This window comes from Spirillospora sp. CA-108201 (genome assembly GCF_050936235.1).
Classification (GTDB): domain Bacteria; phylum Actinomycetota; class Actinomycetes; order Streptosporangiales; family Streptosporangiaceae; genus Spirillospora.
Genome location: NZ_JBNJNE010000001.1, coordinates 6,226,117 through 6,242,564, shown reverse-complemented (window position 1 = coordinate 6,242,564; position 16,448 = coordinate 6,226,117). Strand labels below are relative to the sequence as shown.

General features: G+C 63.0%; 16 protein-coding genes. 10 read left to right on the top strand and 6 right to left on the bottom strand.

Going from position 1 to position 16,448, the window contains the following annotated elements:
* Window positions 1–14: 14 nt before the first annotated feature.
* The 5 genes from ACQEU6_RS30130 to ACQEU6_RS30110 all read left to right on the top strand — a co-directional run bounded on the left by ACQEU6_RS30130 (window position 15) and on the right by ACQEU6_RS30110 (window position 7,590).
* On the top strand, window positions 15–1,112 hold the full coding sequence (locus ACQEU6_RS30130; RefSeq protein WP_499336419.1) for a DUF4007 family protein: 1,098 nt from the start codon (window positions 15–17) through the stop codon (window positions 1,110–1,112).
* Window positions 1,109–4,690, top strand: a complete 3,582-nt coding sequence (locus tag ACQEU6_RS30125) for an ATP-binding protein (RefSeq protein ID WP_499336418.1) — start codon at window positions 1,109–1,111, stop codon at window positions 4,688–4,690. Before ACQEU6_RS30130 ends, ACQEU6_RS30125 begins: the two co-directional genes overlap by 4 nt.
* The gene (locus tag ACQEU6_RS30120; RefSeq protein ID WP_499336417.1) at window positions 4,680–5,516 is read left to right on the top strand and encodes a phosphoadenosine phosphosulfate reductase family protein; all 837 of its coding nucleotides are present in this window, start codon (window positions 4,680–4,682) and stop codon (window positions 5,514–5,516) included. The genes ACQEU6_RS30125 and ACQEU6_RS30120 overlap by 11 nt, the downstream gene beginning before the upstream one ends.
* Window positions 5,517–5,657: 141 nt before the next feature.
* Window positions 5,658–6,266 (top strand): hypothetical protein, encoded by a 609-nt coding sequence (locus ACQEU6_RS30115; protein WP_499336416.1) that lies wholly within the window; start codon window positions 5,658–5,660, stop codon window positions 6,264–6,266.
* A 28-nt stretch (window positions 6,267–6,294) separates the two neighbouring features.
* Window positions 6,295–7,590 carry a DNA sulfur modification protein DndB gene (locus ACQEU6_RS30110; protein WP_499336415.1) on the top strand — a complete coding sequence of 432 codons (1,296 nt, stop codon included), beginning with the start codon at window positions 6,295–6,297 and terminating at the stop codon, window positions 7,588–7,590.
* Window positions 7,591–8,507: 917 nt separating this feature from the next.
* Here ACQEU6_RS30110 and ACQEU6_RS30105 read toward each other — a convergent pair.
* Entirely contained in the window at window positions 8,508–8,879 is a 372-nt protein-coding gene (locus ACQEU6_RS30105; RefSeq protein WP_499336414.1) for an ATP-binding protein, read from the bottom strand.
* A 437-nt stretch (window positions 8,880–9,316) separates the two neighbouring features.
* Here ACQEU6_RS30105 and ACQEU6_RS30100 point away from each other — a divergent pair, with 437 nt between their 5' ends.
* Complete coding sequence (locus ACQEU6_RS30100) at window positions 9,317–10,162, top strand: helix-turn-helix domain-containing protein (RefSeq protein WP_499336413.1); 846 nt, start codon at window positions 9,317–9,319, stop codon at window positions 10,160–10,162.
* A gap of 13 nt (window positions 10,163–10,175) precedes the next feature.
* Entirely contained in the window at window positions 10,176–10,385 is a 210-nt protein-coding gene (locus ACQEU6_RS30095; protein WP_499336412.1) for a DUF397 domain-containing protein, read from the top strand.
* 173 nt (window positions 10,386–10,558) lie between these two features.
* Here the strand turns inward: ACQEU6_RS30095 and ACQEU6_RS30090 are convergent, their stop codons facing one another.
* The 5 genes from ACQEU6_RS30090 to ACQEU6_RS30070 form a co-directional block, all read right to left on the bottom strand.
* Window positions 10,559–11,131, bottom strand: coding sequence for a DUF6879 family protein (locus tag ACQEU6_RS30090; protein ID WP_499336411.1), 573 nt, complete (start codon window positions 11,129–11,131; stop codon window positions 10,559–10,561).
* A 47-nt stretch (window positions 11,132–11,178) separates the two neighbouring features.
* A complete protein-coding gene (locus ACQEU6_RS30085) occupies window positions 11,179–11,637 on the bottom strand; it encodes a hypothetical protein (protein WP_499336410.1) in 459 nt (152 codons plus the stop codon).
* Between the two features lie 44 nt (window positions 11,638–11,681).
* Window positions 11,682–12,443 (bottom strand): hypothetical protein, encoded by a 762-nt coding sequence (locus ACQEU6_RS30080; protein WP_499336409.1) that lies wholly within the window; start codon window positions 12,441–12,443, stop codon window positions 11,682–11,684.
* Between the two features lie 74 nt (window positions 12,444–12,517).
* Window positions 12,518–12,649, bottom strand: coding sequence for a hypothetical protein (locus ACQEU6_RS30075; RefSeq protein WP_268248267.1), 132 nt, complete (start codon window positions 12,647–12,649; stop codon window positions 12,518–12,520).
* A complete protein-coding gene (locus tag ACQEU6_RS30070; RefSeq protein ID WP_499336408.1) occupies window positions 12,646–13,779 on the bottom strand; it encodes a radical SAM protein in 1,134 nt (377 codons plus the stop codon). The genes ACQEU6_RS30075 and ACQEU6_RS30070 overlap by 4 nt, the downstream gene beginning before the upstream one ends.
* A 114-nt stretch (window positions 13,780–13,893) precedes the next feature.
* On the opposite strand from ACQEU6_RS30070, the gene ACQEU6_RS30065 reads away from it, so the two are divergent.
* The 3 genes from ACQEU6_RS30065 to ACQEU6_RS30055 all read left to right on the top strand — a co-directional run bounded on the left by ACQEU6_RS30065 (window position 13,894) and on the right by ACQEU6_RS30055 (window position 16,258).
* Entirely contained in the window at window positions 13,894–15,120 is a 1,227-nt protein-coding gene (locus tag ACQEU6_RS30065) for a helix-turn-helix domain-containing protein (protein WP_499336407.1), read from the top strand.
* 24 nt (window positions 15,121–15,144) lie between these two features.
* Window positions 15,145–15,612, top strand: coding sequence for an NUDIX domain-containing protein (locus ACQEU6_RS30060; RefSeq protein WP_499336406.1), 468 nt, complete (start codon window positions 15,145–15,147; stop codon window positions 15,610–15,612).
* 460 nt (window positions 15,613–16,072) lie between these two features.
* Window positions 16,073–16,258: a hypothetical protein gene (locus ACQEU6_RS30055; protein ID WP_499336405.1), complete on the top strand. Its 186-nt coding sequence runs from the start codon at window positions 16,073–16,075 to the stop codon at window positions 16,256–16,258.
* The last annotated feature ends 190 nt before the right edge of the window (window positions 16,259–16,448 follow it).

The following is a 16,448-nucleotide window of genomic DNA, read 5'->3' as shown; positions in this document are numbered from 1 at the left end:
CGGAGATTCTTTGCATGTCAGACAATCGGCTCGCCGACGTAGCCCTCTTTCAGTTCGCACGGCACGAGACTTTCGCGCCGCGCTTTGGATGGCTTCATAAAGCATATATGCAAGTGAAGGACAATCCCGAGGTGTTCCTCGCCGAAGACGCCCCTGTGATGCTGGGGGTCGGCAAGAACATGGTGAACGCCATGAGGTACTGGTCGCGGGCATTCAAGCTGACCCGCGAGGCCCGAAGTCGCGAGGAGTCGGCGTCTCGCGCGATGTACGCCTATCCAACGTGGGAAGCGCGTTGGCTACTTGACGAGGACGGAGCCGACCCTTATCTCGAAGAACCAGGAAGCCTTTGGCTGCTGCACTGGTGGCTGCTCAGTTCTCGTCCTGGAGCAAAATGCTGGGCCCCTTCGTGGTACGTGGCGTTCCACCTTGCGCCGTCATCCCGGTTCACCGCACCAGATTTGACCCAGCTCATCGTACGCCACGTGAATCTTTCGTTCCCCGAGGCGCCGGTTGAATCCTCGATCGCCAAGGATGTCGACTGTCTATCCAAGATGTATGTTCCCGCCCAACGCAAGGCGGGGGCCCCTGGCGCCCTTGAGGACCTGCTTGCCTGTCCGTTCCGAGAGTTGGGGTTGCTGGAACAAGTCGGGCAACGAGGCAGCCCGGAGTGGCAATTCACTTCCGGCGCCCGCACGTCGCTCCCGGCAAGAGTCATCACGTACGCCTGTTTGGACTATGCCGCGGCCATGCACAGCGGGGGTACATCGGTCTCCCTGGCGCGTCTGGCGAACGAGGCAGGTTCCCCTGGCCGTGCGTTCCGGATACGGGAACCAGTCATCGCAGCTGCACTGGAACAGGTTGCTGGCGACCATCCAGAGCTACAGATAACTGAAGCCGTGGGACAGCGCCGCCTGTCGTACTCGGCCGATCCTTCTACCATGGCCTGGGACATTCTAGACGAGCAGTACGACCATGTCCGCAGAACTCCAGGCTTCCCGACACGTGGCGAGTGGAACCAGAAATACCCGCAACTCGCCGATGCAGAGCAACGCGAGCTCGGTCGCAGGGCGCAGGACCCGCAACTGTCCATCAACGTTGAGGAGAACGCGTGACCAGCGCGGCCCCTGCACAGCACGAAGCCCCCTCCAACCCTCCAGGAGAGCCGCAGTTTCCCCAAGGGATCGCGCTCGTCGGGTCCCGGATGCGGTCGACCAATCTGGAGCGCGACGTTGAGGATGAACTTCACTCTCCTTACATCGGGGCTCGCGCCATTGACGCACTAGAGCGACTCACAAGTGCCCTAGGCGACCTAGGCCGTACCCGGTCGTGGTCCTTCACGGGTCCTTACGGCTCGGGCAAGTCCACCCTCGCCAACATTATCGATGCGCTTCTCGGCGGCGATGTCCACCGCCGTGCCCAGGCTGAGACGGTTCTGGATGGGACGAGCAACAATCTCGCCCAGCGTCTGAAGTCTCACCGGGACGCGCTGGCAGGCGAGGCTGGTTTCTTGGGGGCCGTGGCGACCGCACGTAGGGAGCCACTCGTTGCCACCTTGTCACGGGCGTTGCACACTGCTGCCCGAAGGCGCTGGGGTCAGCACGTGCCCGAAGACGTCCATGAGGCTCTGGCTGTGTGCGCCGAGGCCGGCGCTACGCCCAAGCACATCCTGCACGCGGTCAACACCCTGTGTGAGCAGCAACCCGTCTTGCTGGTGATTGACGAATTCGGCAAGACCCTTGAGCATCTAGCTGGGCACAGCGAGTTCGCCTCAGCCAGGGACGATCTGTTCCTACTGCAGGAACTGGCAGAGATGAGCGCGGGCCGGCGAGGCCTGCGACTGTTCATGATGACTCTGCAGCACATGTCCTTCATGGACTATGCAGTGAGATCCAGTGAGCTGCAGACCCGCGAGTGGGCGAAGATCCAGGGCCGGTTCGAGGACATCACGTTTGTCCCCCACCTCGGCGACGCTGTGGAGCTCATGCGACAGCGAATCAGCCATGGCGACGTCTCTCAGCCCAACAGCGCACTGATCCGCAACCAGGCTAGGGCGGCCGCAACGGCTTGGCGAGAGCAGGGTCTCAACACTATCGTCGACCTCACCGCGAACCACTTTGAGGACCTGTACCCTCTGCATCCCCTCACAGTTGTCGCCGCTCCATACCTCGCCGCCCAGATCGGCCAGCACGACCGCAGTCTCACCAACTTCCTCAACAGCGATGAGCCTCACACTGTCCGCCGTTCGCTGGCCATGCATTCGCATGAGAAGCCGGACCGCGCGGCCACCATCAAGATCGCGCAACTGTACGACTTCTTTATCGCCGCAGGCCGCACGTCCCTTCTCGCCTCCACCAACGCAAGCCGTTGGATCGAGATCGACTCCCGTATCAACGAAGCCAACGGGCTGTCTCCAGCCGACCAGGAACTCCTACGCACTATCGGCATACTGAACCTAATCGACTCCGACGGTGCGCTGCGGGCGACCGCCGGATTGGTTCACTTCGCCCTCCACGAGCCTAGCGAAGAACCTGACGCCCATGCTTTCAGTGAGCTCGAGACTCAGCTGCAGAGCCTGGTCGATCGAGGCCTTGTGGTGCACCGGCGCTTCAACGGAGAATTCCGGATCTGGCGGGGCAGCGATGTCGACATTGACGCGCGTCTCGAGGAGGTCACTAGCCACCTCGACGCACCCGCAGTAATCAGTAAGCTGGGAGAGCACCTGCCCCTTGCCGTAGCCGCCGGAAGGCACAGTCAGGTAACGGGTATGCTCCGCGCACTATTCGTTCGTGTCACGGGCCCGGACACCGAAATGCTCATCGGCCCCGACGAGCTCAGCGATCACGCCGACGGGCTCCTGATTTTCCACCTCGGGATGCTTGAGAATCGTCCAACGGTCGAGACCACTCTCCCCGTGGTCCTCGGCGTTACCCAGGAGCCCGACCTGGTACTTCGTGTCGCGTCCTACTTCGTCGCCCTCCAAGAGCTCCTGCTGGACAAGCTCCTGGATCCTGTGGCACGGCAGGAGATCAGAGAACGCGCCACCGCGGCCAAAGCGGAACTGATGGGACTTCTCGACACGGCGTTCTATCCTCAGACCCAACGCGCTACCTGGTATCTCTGGCATTCCGGTGCCTCGGTCTCTCAAGAAGACGGCGAGGTGATCGAAAGTCGTAGTTTGAGCGGGCTTGCCTCGATCGCATGTGACCGTGTCTTCCACGCTTCACCGCATATCCGTAACGAAATGCTCGGTCGCCACGAGCTAACGAGCCAGGCAGCAAAAGCGCGCCGGGAACTACTCACGGCGATGCTACTCAAATCACGTCATAAACATCTGGACATCCAGAAGTACCCCGCCGAGCGAGCCATGTACAGCGGGGCACTGGCGTACATGGGTCTGCACCGGGAGAAAAGGGATCTTCCGCAGGGCGAGTCACCGACCTCCCTCCTCGAGTACGGGTTCTCCCGCCCAGGGGCTGAGCATCGACACGCCCAACCTGTGTGGAACGCTTTGGAGGATGCTCTCGCCGGTGCCCGGGCCCGCACAGGCCTGGACCAGATTTTCCGCGCCGTGATGATCCCGCCCTACGGCGTCAAGGCCGGTACGGTCCCACTCCTGGTTGTCACAGCGCTCATCGTGCGCAACGAGGACGTTGCTCTCTTTGAAGAGGGTTCTTACCTCCCTCGCCTGTCCTCCGACGTTGTAGAGCGGATGATCAAGGCACCGCATCGTTTTGCTGTGAAGTTCACTCCAGGTGGGCAAGGCCTGCGGCGGACAGTCCTCAAGGACCTGTCCCTGGTTCTCGGCGTGGAAACCCCGCCGTCCCAGGCCTTGCGTAATCCGGCCCTGCTCGCCGTCGTCCGGAACTTGCTCGAACGGGTCATGACACTTTCGCCGTACGCACGACGGACGCGGCGACTCAGTCCTGACGCTCTTGCCGTGCGCTCCGCCCTCCAGGAAGCCCGCGACCCTGACGACTTGCTCTTCGTCACTCTTCCCGAAGCTCTCGGTCTGGAACCGATCGCCGCTGACGCGAAACGGAGCACGAGGGGCAATAAGGGGTACGCCGACAGGCTGGCCACTGCGGTCGACGAGATCTCCGGCATCGACCGTGCACTTCGCGACGAGGTCATTCAGACCCTAGCTGCCGAGTTCCGCCTCCCCGCAACGTTGCCGGAGTTGCGTGAGGGTCTCGCCGCCCGCTTGCGCGGGTTCACAGACGTCGCCCTAGGCACGGAACTCCGGGGCTTCGTGGCCATCGCACTCAACGAGACTTTGCCGGACGAGGACTGGCTCGACCCGCTGCTCGTACGGCTGGCCAACTCTGCACTGGGAGACTGGTCTGACAAGGATGTTGCCATGTTTCCGCAGCGTGTCCAGGAGATGGCCTCTGCCCTCGACCGCGTGAGCCACCTGCATCAGAACCGCTCGTCCGTCGGACCCCAAGAAGGTGCGCTGGAGACACGCCTCCTGACACTGACCAGCAGCGATGGCGAAGAGCGCCGCACCCTCCTCTACATTCCAGCGATAGTCAGAAAGGATGTAGACGCCCTGACTGTCCGAGTCTTGCGAGAAGCTGAAAGCTCACTCGGTGAGGACGGCGCGCGCATCCTGCTCGCCGCCCTCACCGAGCGGATAGCCGAGCCGACAACCCCTCGCGGCAAGAGAGGAGCCAGTGACCATGACGGGTAACACCGGCACCAAACGACAGGTCCGGCACGTGTTGGGCATCTCTGGTGGAAAGGACTCCTCCGCACTCGCCATCTACATGCGCGACCGAGCCCCTGACATGGAGTACTTCTTCTGTGATACCGGTGCGGAGCTGCCGGAGACCTACGAGTACCTCAACCGTCTGGAAGCGGCTCTGGGCAAGCCCATCGTTCGGCTCAACGCCGACCGTGACTTCGACCACTGGATGGAGGTCTACCAAGGCACGCTCCCCTCGCCCCAGATGCGCTGGTGCACCAAGAACCTGAAGATCAAGCCCCTGGAAGAATGGGTTGGCGACGACGAGGTCATCTCCTACGTCGCTATCCGTGCAGATGAGAACCGGCTCGGCTACGTCAGCACCAAGCCCAACATCCAGGCCATCTTCCCGTTCCGGGATGACGGGATCGACAAAGACGGTGTCATGCGCATCCTCGACGAGGCAGGTGTCGGGCTGCCCGCCTACTACGAATGGCGCACCCGATCCGGCTGCTACTTCTGCTTCTTCCAGCGCAAACACGAGTGGGTAGGCCTCAAGGAGCGTCACCCCGAGCTGTTCGACAGGGCAGTGGCCTATGAAGAGAAGGTCCGCTATCAGGAGACCGCCATGCAGGGACGCAAGTACACCTGGTCCCAGGGCGAGTCGTTGCATGAACTGATCGACCGCCGTCAGGAGATCCAGTCCAGGCACGAGGCGGCCATGGCCCGCGCCGCCAAGCGGATCAAGCCGAACCGTCCGCTTTTGGAAGTCCTCTCGGAAGCACTCGATACCGACGACGACGAAGCCGGCTGCTCAGTCTGCCATCTCTAACCGCGGCTCCACGCCGTTGCCGGGCCTTGCTGGTGATCAGCTAGCACCAGCAAGGCCTAATGTGGACTTTTCGCATCAAGACTCAGCACTTCGTGTAAAGATGGCACCACTACCGCCACCGTCGCCGGAGTGCCCTGAGGTATGGCATCAACCAACGCGCACGAACGCTCTGTCATCCGACATCGTGCCGAGGCAAGCCCTGCTCTGAACCTTCAGCTCGGCATAGCCATGATGCTTGATATCCCGGCACACAAGGTCTTACAGGACGACCTGACCGAGCTTGCCTCCCCATGGGAACGCGCCATGGCGGTCGAGAGCCTCACCGATTCCCTCCCTCACGAGGCGGGGCTCTACATGTTCGTGTGGCGCCCGGCGATCCGATTGAGGATGGCCGACGAGTCGCAGACGAGCTTTTATCAGGTCCTATACATCGGCCAGGCCGGCGGCGCAGGCCAGCGCGGTAATACGCTCCGTAACAGGTTCAAGGACTATAAGAAGCACCTGCGCGGCAATCCCGAGCGCCTCTGGACAGAGGGGCCGCCGACCGCAAGGTCCGATCGTCTTACTTACTACCTCGCTCTTCGACCTCTCGAATTTTGGTTTGCAACGGTCGAAGATCGTTCCGTGATTAGGAACCTTGAAGAGAGACTTATCACTCTCTACAACCCACCACTAAATAGTCATAGCCGCCCTAGATTGCGTGCTCGACTGAAGACCAATCCCCAACCCGTGCTGTGGGATGCCAGCTAATCGCAACAGCTACACGAGAGGATTTTAGATGACCTCCAAGACTTTCGTACCCGCATTCAAGGCTCAGGTTGGAAACTGGACCTACTTTTCCTGCCTTATGAGCTACGCGCAAGTCGCTCGCGAGATCAGCTTCGCCCATGAATTGGGAGGAAATCAGGACCTAGGAACCATGATTCAACGAGGCGTCGGTACACGCACGGCTCAGATCACTGAATACCTACTCACAAACGAAAACCGCTTTCTCGGCGCCATCATTGTCGCGGTATGGGGCGGCAACCCGAACTACCTCGAAGTCGCAATGGACGCAGAGAATGAAGCTATTCTCTCTGGCCTGGATCGCAACTTCGGCGTGCTCACCTTTGATGGCACCCAGCAGTTCTTCGCGTTGGATGGGCAGCACCGCCTTAAGGCAATCAAGGACGCCGTCAAACGAAACCCCGACCTGGGCAGTGAAGACATCAACGTCATCGTAGTGCCCCATTTCAACACTCCCCAAGGGCGGCGCCGCACACGGAGACTGTTCACCAACATAAATCGCAACGCCAAGAGCACCAATCTGCAGGAGAACATCGCCCTCGACGAGGATGACAGCTTCGCTATCCTCACCCGACAGCTACTCGATGAGCACGAATTTATCAGCCGCGACAAGACGGTACTGGTGTTTAGCAAAGTCGGTGATGAAGGTGAGCTTGTCCTGGCAGGCCGGTCAATCCCTTCATCCAGCCCAGCTTGGAGCGCTATCGGTGTCGTTTATGACATCGTCAAGGAGATCGGCTTTGACCTCCCCTGCACGTTGAACGCGTCGAACCAGCGAGCTGATGATGAGCTCCTCGACCAGAGTTACGAAGTTCTCTCTGGTCGAATTCAGAGTCTGCTGGAGGCCTGTGGGGATCTACAGCGCCGCTACTTGGCAGCGCAGTCCCCCAAAGACGTACGAGCCCCCAAGGGGCGGGAGGGGGCGGGTCATCCGTTCATGCGTCCAGCGGTGCAGGTGCAGGTGGCTCGAGTGGTACGACACATCCTCGAACAGGAGACGATGACCTGGGAGGAGTTGATGAAGCGCCTGGCGAGCCTTACCTGGAAGATGTCAGAAGCGCCATTTTGTGCGATGTGGATAGACACTCCGGAAGGTCGCCAACAAGGAAAGATGGCGAGCGGAAAGGACTACACCCAGCTGCTGTACGATCTCCTGACGGTGCATCTAGCCCCTCGATCCAAGGCTCAGATCGCCAGGGCGCTCCGCTCATATTCGGATCTTATGAAAACAAAGTACCCGGTCAGCGCGGATGAACTAAGCAAACTCGTGCCTGTTGAAACTCTCTAGACTTGAGGTACCTTTCCAGAAAGAACTGGACAAGGCGCATCTCCAGCGTTAGACCGGCAGCGCGAATTAGTGCGATTGCAGACATTCGATCAACTTGGCGTGAATCGTCGATGGCAATGGGTTCAGATCATAGTGTCGGGCGCCTGCCGATTGAGACGCGCGGGTCAGACGCCGGCTTCTAGCCCATCGATATAAGAGGGTTCGTATCGCGGAGTTTTGAGCGCTGGTCCTGCCAACCAGCGCCGCGGCCTACGTCGATGCCCCATGCGGCTACTCTCTCCATTAGCAAGAGCCAAGATTCGGCGCCAAGAAACATGGAGCCAGCGAAGGAGGCTGCTATGCAGTCGGCGCGGCATCGGATTGGCAACCCAGATTTGCCCTCCTGCGGTGGGCGCCTTCGCCTCCGACGTGTCCCAGATGCCGTCGGGTGCCCGAGTGGATGGTACATCGCGCTGGATATGGGGGCTTCTTATGCTCCGGCGCGTGGGGCGCTCCAGGAGCGTGTCGATGCGTCGAGCGAGATTACTGGCGCTCTTCGTCTCGACCAAGTGATCAGGTAGTAAGGCCCAGAGGGAACCGGTGTACTCGCCCCAATAGATACACAGGCCGGGGTAGCGGCGCCGCAGAGCTTCCACCACCTGGTCAAGATCCAATTCTAGTGCCGGGCCATGGTCCCACGGAGCGGCAGCCGGGCCAGGGCTGCTGCCAGTACCGGCGGCGGACTCAGAGAAAGACACAACGTCACCTCCAAGGCGAACACGACGAGCGCGCTCGTCAAGTGCTGGGTGGCCAGCGACGCATGGATGGGGTGTCGTGCGGCCGGTGGATTCCGGGGGGACAATCCACCGGCCGCACGACTGCCGACCAGGACGGTCGGCGAAGGACGCGCACCAGGGGGTGAAGCGCGCGTCCTGGTCTCAGTGGTTGATCAGGGCCCAGGCGGCGTGGCCGTCGGCGCGGTCAGCCTGGCCGGTCTCGTCGGCGTACGCGTCAGCCAGAAGCAAGCCGCGTCCGTGCTCGGCAGGATCGACTTCCTTGTCCTTTCGGGCGGAGGTGGGGCCGTCGTCCACCACCGTGAGGAGGGTTCGTCGGCTGCTGATGAGGAGTTCCACCCTGATCCGGCCGCCGGGCACGCCACTGGCCGAGTGCCAGAGCGCGTTGGTGCCGTACTCGCTGACGATCAGCTCGAATGCCCCGGCCAGTTCGGGTTGGTCGGCGAGCAGCAAACGAACCCAGCGGCGTACCAGTGGAATGGCCTCTTCACGGCCGGAGGCATCGATGCACCACAACTGGTCGATCCCTTGTGGTGGCGTGCGTCGTCCGCTTAGCTCATGGGCGCTACTCCGAGAAGCTGCGGTGTCGCGTATGGCTCTGACTGTGTCTGCGTCGGCCATCGTGGGTGCCTCGTCGGGACGCGTCCCGACGGCATGCAAGGAGCCAGTTCGGCTCTGGGGATAGGAGGGCGTGATTCCGCTCGGGGCTATTCTCATCTGGTCTCCCGTCACGGGGGATGAAGGCCGCGCGGCCGGCCAGGGGCTCCAATCCGTAGGCTGGCCGCGCGGCTGTCTTTTGCGTGCGGTGTTCCGCTCGAGTTCGCGTTCTTGCTGCTCACTTACCAGCATCTGACCACGCTCTGAGCTGACCGTCAATGCACTGTGCATGATCTTTTTAGCTTTGTGTGGTCAAAACAGTGCACAGAGCGACCGATTTCCGGCACACTGAAGTCATGGCACCGGTACCCCACAGCCTGACCGCTCGCGGTCGCAGGCTGGCCCGCGAACTCAGAGCCCACCGCGAACGCGCCGAGATGACGCTCGACCAAGCGGCGGCAGCCTTGGGCTGGAATCGGTTCAAGATCGGCCGGATCGAGGCCGGAAAGACCAGGGCCACAGCGGCGGATGTGGGGCGCATCCTCGACCTCTATGGGGCCGAAGACGGGGTGCACGCCGCCCTCGTCCAGCTGGCGCGGGACGCGGGACGCCGCGGATGGTGGACTGCCTACTCCGGGGTGTTCACCGGTGGATACGTCAGTTTGGAGGATGAAGCATCAGAGATTCGCACCTACCACGTACAGCTCGTCCCTGGCCTGCTTCAGACGGAGGACTACGCACGGGCCATCATCTCCGCCGGCGTTCCGAACGCCCCGGACGAGGTGAACAAGCGGCTCCACGCTCGCATGGCGCGCAGGACATTGCTCAGCCGACCAGACGCGCCCATGCTCAAGGCTGTTCTCGCCGAATCGGCGCTCCGGCAACTCATCGGTGGCCCCAAGGTGATGCGTGACCAGCTCATCGAGCTCACCCGTGTAGCCCAGCGACCGAACGTGGACCTTCGCGCTCTGCCGTACGCGGTCGGTGCTCGTGCTGGCGTCGAAGGTTCTTTCGTCATCCTCGGCTACTCCGACCCGATGGACCCCGACATCGGCTACTCCGAGGGCATCTACGGCAACGTCTATATCGAAGGTGCTGACCACGTGGTTCGATGCAACGCCGCCTTCGAAGCCGTCTGGGACGCTTCTCTCAACGAGGGCCAGAGCGCAGCGTTCATCACCGCGATCGCCGAAGAGCTGTAGATACCCTGACCTCATGACCCCCTCCACAGGCCCTTCGACTGTCAAGTGGCGCAAGGCTTCCAAGAGCACCGCTACGGGCAACGAGTGCGTTGAACTGGCCGCCACGGCGGCCTTCGTCGCCGTGCGCGACTCCAAGCGCCCTGCCGGCGACAACTTGACGATGACGCGTTCGGCTTTCTCGCAGCTAGTCGAGGAGATTCGTCGAGGTCATTACAACCTCTGAGGCTGAGCAGCTGGCTGCGCGCCAAGAGACGCGTATCGAAGGCATCGCGAGAGGCCGCCGAAGGTATCGGGGCCGTCCTTTATGGGGCCCTCGCTACAGCATCAGCCGGGACTCGGGGAGCTCGACGGCGACGCGGAGCCCGCGAAGACCGCATGACTCATGGGACGGGAGCCTCATGCCGTCTGGCTTGGCACCGCCAAGTTAAGCGCGGGGTCGATCCGGGATTCCGTCCAGCGGCCACGCCTGCTCGCCGTGGATGCGCAAGTCGGTGACGATCTCCGCCAAGGCGTGCAGTGTCTTTGGGGCGTGGGTGAGCCAGCCGCCGGTCTGGTAGCCGATGGGCCCGGGCCCGTAGTCGTGGATGAGGGCGGTGTGGGAGTCGAACAGAGGAAGTCGAAGTAACTGGACACGGGAGACGGCGGCACGAAGAACTCGATGCGCTCTGCCAGCCGGCTCCGCACCTCATAGTTGATCATCTCGTAGTGCAGGTAGTCGGTGAGAGGGTAGGAGAGAAGCCGCACCCGAGTGAACTTCAGGTTCCGCGACCTCACCTCGTCGCGAAGAGGCTCGTCCTCCATTGCCTCCTCCTCCAGGAGGTGGCGGGCCAGCGCGACGTCGCCCGCTTGGAACGCCTCCTGCGATCGGACGCCGTCGGCCTCAAGGTATGACTGCCAGCACTCCAACTTGAGGAAGCGCTGCTCGGTGCGTGCCCAGGCTTCACCGAGCGACTCCAGGAAGCCCTCCAAGGTGAGCCGCTCACTGCCGTCCAGCGCCCACGCAGGCGGTTGATGCATCATTCGTCCGGGATGAGCGCCTTCGTCAGCGCGATGATCTGATTTGACGGGAAGTAGACCTGGACGAAGGCGGCTGTCGTGAATCGCTCGCCTGTCCAGACGACGGGCGTGTGGAGTCGCCAGGAGCCCTGGGCCCATCGGGTGGTGACGAACTCGCGGAACTGGTCATCGGTCGCCAGATCACTGAGGAGGGCGAGCGCATCGCCGCGCGGCATCTTGAGCCAGGCCCACCCGCGGTAGTACTCGATGAAACCAGCGTTGCCCGTCGGCTCGCCGACAGGCTCTACGGCGTTGCGTTCGGCTTCGACCGCCTCACCTGTGTCCTGGCAGCAGGCAGCGGTTTGCCAGCGCCTCGCCCAGATGGCGCGGACGAGGTCGATCATGGCATTGTCGATGAGGACCGCTTCCTCCTGGTGAGGAGGAATCAGTGTTGTCGAGGGATGGACCTGGAGGGCCATGTGTGTCCTTCCAGCGTTCTTGGCGCACCGGGTTGAGGGGTGCGTTAGGCGGTTCGGTGCTTGACCCAGCGAGTTGCTGCTGCGGCAAGCCCGGGGTGGGGTGCGTGGTCGCCGATGTCTTCCCACATCGCGGCCTGCGCTTTGGCGAATGCCGTCACCGCGTCGACGGGCGCGGCGACGAAGAGCGGGATCTTGGACGCCCAGGCCTGTGCTTGCGCCGGATGGTGTCCGCAGGCGATGAGCCAGACGATCCAGCAGGCAGGGTCGATCCAGCGGGCCCCTCTGGTGGGCCAGGCCCAATCGAGCATGTATGCCCGCTTGTCACTGCCGATGAGGATGTTGGTGGGTGACCAGTCGGTGTGCGAGAGCCAGTCGCCGGCGAACATCTCAGAGTGGTCGCTGTAACTCGACCAGCGTTGCTCAGCTCGCTTGAGTTCGACACCGTCAGGGGCGGGTGGCCAGTGAGCCATCATGGCGATGATGAGTTCGAGGTCGAGGCTGGACGGCTCGTAGGATGCGGGACGGCCGTCGATGAAGCCGAACCCGTTGAGGTCCCAGCCACCTGTGATCTCCGTCCATCGAAGCGGAGCCGAGACGTTCTGGATGTGCGGGTTGATCCGGCGTTCACGTTCCTGGGTCCAGGCGCGGGGGTGATCGGTGCGCAGCCCTTTGACGAACGTGGTGTCGTTGATGATCACGGCGATCTCGGAGTTGAAGCCCTCGCTGACCGGGCGAGCAGTGATCACCAGCCCGGTGTGCTTCTCGATCAGTGCCTGCGTCTGGTGCCAGGGGAGCCGTTCGGTCACATCGGAACCGTACTGGAGGGGCCCCTCGCCTGCGGGGATGGGCGAGGGGCCGTGCTGCGGTGCCCTACGCGTCGTCATTGATACGGGTTGTCGTCGCCGCAGCCGAGGCCGATGGCGTATTCGGCTGCGTCATTGACATCCTCGACGATCTCGACGACGGCTTCCTCGGTCGCGGGGCCGTCCTGCACCTCGATCGTGATACTCACTGGGATACCTCCTCTCGGGGCTCTTGGTGCTGGCAGTAGGTGGCCAGCGGGGCTTTGGCTTTGCGGTAGAGCTGCACCAGCGGCATGCACGTCCCACATGTGCCCTGGAGCGTGCAGCCTGTGCATCCGCCCTGGCGGCGCAGCAGGTTGTCGCTGATGCCGCCCAGGCGTTGGAGCCCTTGTGGCCCCTCGCGTACCAGGTCGATGTTGGGGTCACGGCCGATCTTGCAGATGCTCGCCCGGCCGAACGGGTCGACGTGGAACGACGTGTACCCGGCGTCGCAGCCGGTGAAGGGTGCCCGCTTACTCAGGAACTGGGGTGACTGGGAGGGCAGGCTCTCAGCACCGCCGTGGATGGTCGGGGACATGTTGGCGTACTCGCGATGTCGTAGTCCGAACCGTTCGGCCAGTTGGCGCATGAGGTGGAGTTCATGGGCATTGCGGTTGGTGATGATCAGGCTCAGATCCAGTTGAAGGCCGGCCTCGTGCGCCGCCGACAGCCCGCGCATGAACTTGCGGAAGGAGCCTGGCCTCCGGGTGAGGCCGTCGTAGGTCTGCGCTGTAGCGCCATAGACGCTCAGGCTCATCTTGCTCGGCCTGTAGGTCGTCAGCAGGTCGAGCATTTTGGGGTTGGCCAGCCGGGAGCCGTTGGTCAAGATCTCCACCATCATGCCCAGCTCGTAGGCCTTGGTGTGGACGGCGGCGAACAGCCGATCCACCATTGGCTCCCCACCTGTGAGCTGGAGCCAGAGGACGCCGGCATCCCGGATTGCCTCCAGCATGCGCTCACGCTCGGGCCAGCCCAGCCCATCGAAGGTCTTGAGGCCGAGGTAGCAGTGCTCACAGTCGTAGTTGCAGCCAAGATTCAGCTCATAGGTCGCCTTGCCGAACCCGTGGTTCGACTCGCAGCGGATGAGCAGGTGATCGCCGGACTGCTGCCCGCGAAGGTCGATCCTCCAGGCGGTTCGGGCGGCTGCCGTTAGCCAATCAGGAAGCACCTCGGCGTCGGCCAGTAACCGGTAGGCCGCCTGCGAAATCTTGATACCTCGGGTCTCCCCCGGCTTCAGCACCAGGAAGCCGCCTAGGAATGGACTTGCGATTAATTGATACATCTGGCCCGTCCCGTACATATCGCCTCGACTCGAACCCGTCGGACGCGTTGCGGCGCGACGTCCAAGACGTTAAAACCGCATGAGGGGTGCGACCCGGAAAGAAATTCCGGGGTCGCCTGACAGGGGGCTGTGATGGCCGATCACTTGCAGCACCTATCGCCAGGTCAGCGCGTGGCCTGGCACCGCGTCCGGCGGGGCATGCCTCAAGAGGTCTTGGCTGGCCTGGTCGGACGGACGGAAGACTGGCTCAGCAAGATCGAGAATGATCGTGCAGCTTTGGACAGACTCTCGATCATCAGGGCACTCGCCGATGCCCTGCGCATCTCCGTCTTCGACATCATCGACCCACACCCTGCCGAGTCGATGCGTCGTGAGCCGTCCCACTTGGACGTCAGCCCGGTCCGTTCTGCGCTCACCGACTACCGGCAACTGTCCCCACTGCTGGCAGCGATCGAAGCAGAGCCCGAACCGCCCCGGCTGGAGGTACTTCGCCGCGATGTGGCAGAAGTGATGGCCGCTTACCAGCATTCACGCTACGGACAGCTGCTCGCCCGCCTGCCCACACTTCTCACCCAGACCCACCTCGCCGCCCGGGAAGCCCGCGAGGAACAGCGACCGAGCGCCGACCGGCTCGCCGCCCTTGCCAACCAGTCGGCCGCGATGCTGCTCACCAAGCTCGGTGAGGCCGACCTCGCCTGGATCGCTGCTCAGCGCGGACTGGCGGCGGCCGAACGCACCGCAGACCCCACGATCATTGGGTCGTTGTTCCGCTCGGTGATCCACGCACTGCACTCCCAAGGCCGCTTCGACGAGGCAGCGACAATGGCCCAGCACGCGTCGCGATACCTACAGCACCAACATGCTGATCTCTCACCTACGCTGCTGTCGATCCACGGAACCCTGCTACTCCCCGGAGCCGTCGCCGCTGCCCGGGCCCACAACCGCGCCGGTGCCATGGACTACCTGAGACGTGCCGAGCAGATGGCCGACGCGCTCGGCGCGGACGCCAACCACCTGTGGACGGCTTTTGGCCCCACAAACGTGCGGATCCACCGCGTCACTGCAGCCATGGCGCTGGGTGATGTCCCCACCGCGCTCGACCTCATTCCAGGCATCATCACCGCCCACCTACCTGTCGAACGTTCGGTCCGCCACAGCCTTGAAGTCGTCAACGCCTACCGGGCCCGTAACAAGGTCGATGAGGCCATCAGCGAACTGCTCACCGCTGAGCGCCGGGCTGCCGAACAGGTGCACGCCCACGTCATGAGCCGCCAACTCGTCCACCAGCTCCGCGGCACTGCTACCGGCAAGAGAAGCCGCCTCCTGGCTGATCTCGCTCGCCGAATGAGCATCATCTAGCCCGATCTCCTACGCTCAACACCCGTGACCGATGACCCGGCAGCAACCTTCGCCCACGCCCGAGCAGCGGCAGGTGTCCTGTTCTTCAACGCGCAAGACCACATCATGCTGGTCGACCCGTCCTACAAGGACTACCGCGACATCCCTGGCGGCTACGTCGAGCGCGACGAGACCCCCTACCAAGCCGCGAAGCGCGAAGTCGCTGAAGAACTAGGCATCCGCCCAGAGATCGGACGCCTCCTGGTCGCCGACTGGGCCCCCAACTCGGCCGAGGGCGACAAGGTCCTCTTCCTCTTCGACGGCGGCACCCTCAACCCCGACCAACTCAATGCCATCCGCCTCGAACCCAGCGAACTGGTCGGCTACCACTTCCACGACATCGCCCAGATCCACGACCTGACCATCCCGCGTCTCGCTCGCCGTCTTCTCCACGCCCACACCGCCCACCGCGACGGCAGCACCCGCTACCTCGAACACGGCGAACGCATCTGAGCAAGAGAAGACCGACCCGATAGTGACCAGCGCGGCCGAGTCCAAGATGAGGTCGCGTCGAGCCCGAAAGCAAGTCTGATCCACGCGGCTGCCACGCTGCTGTCCACAGCGACGGCAGCGTGTTGGTCACGACGGCCCGACGGCAGGACGGCACAGTCGATAGGCCGAAGACGCACCCCTCACCAGGTCATTCATCACCAGGACGGTTTGGTTCTCAATGCGATCATCTACTTTGCCGACGGGACTGCTCTAGCCGCCGAAACGCTCGGGGACGGCATCGAGCACGTCTTCACCACCAGCACCGGCCACGCCTGGGTGTGCTACTTCGACGAAGGCGTCTACGGCAACTACGACTGGGGCGAAGCCGACGCCCCCCGGCACCGAACGGCTCCTGCGGGCTCGCGTGCTTCTCCCCGAACCTGGAAGTCGACTGGCGTTACCCCTCCCACGCGAACAACCCGTGAGCGCGATCAGCGACTGCTATGCGCTCAACGTCGACGCCGACACGGCCTGGACGTGCTGCTACACGGGCTTCCCCATCATCCGCAATGGAGAACTCACCGGCTGGGACGGCGCCGGCGGCGTCGACCACGACCGCCTGGTCGCAGGCCAACTGACCGACAACCAGATGAGGGGCACCGAGTAATACCGGTGCGTACTCCCGGATAGGCAGGAACTCCCCAGCGACGCGCGCGTCATCGGACTCGGCCCCGACCTGCGCATCCTCATGTCCGCGGACTGGTACCGGCTCGACCTCAGCGACATCCCGGCCGAACCCTGACGCCGCCCGCCGTGTGGGCACCGCGATCAGCAGCGCACGACCAGCAGCAGAAGAG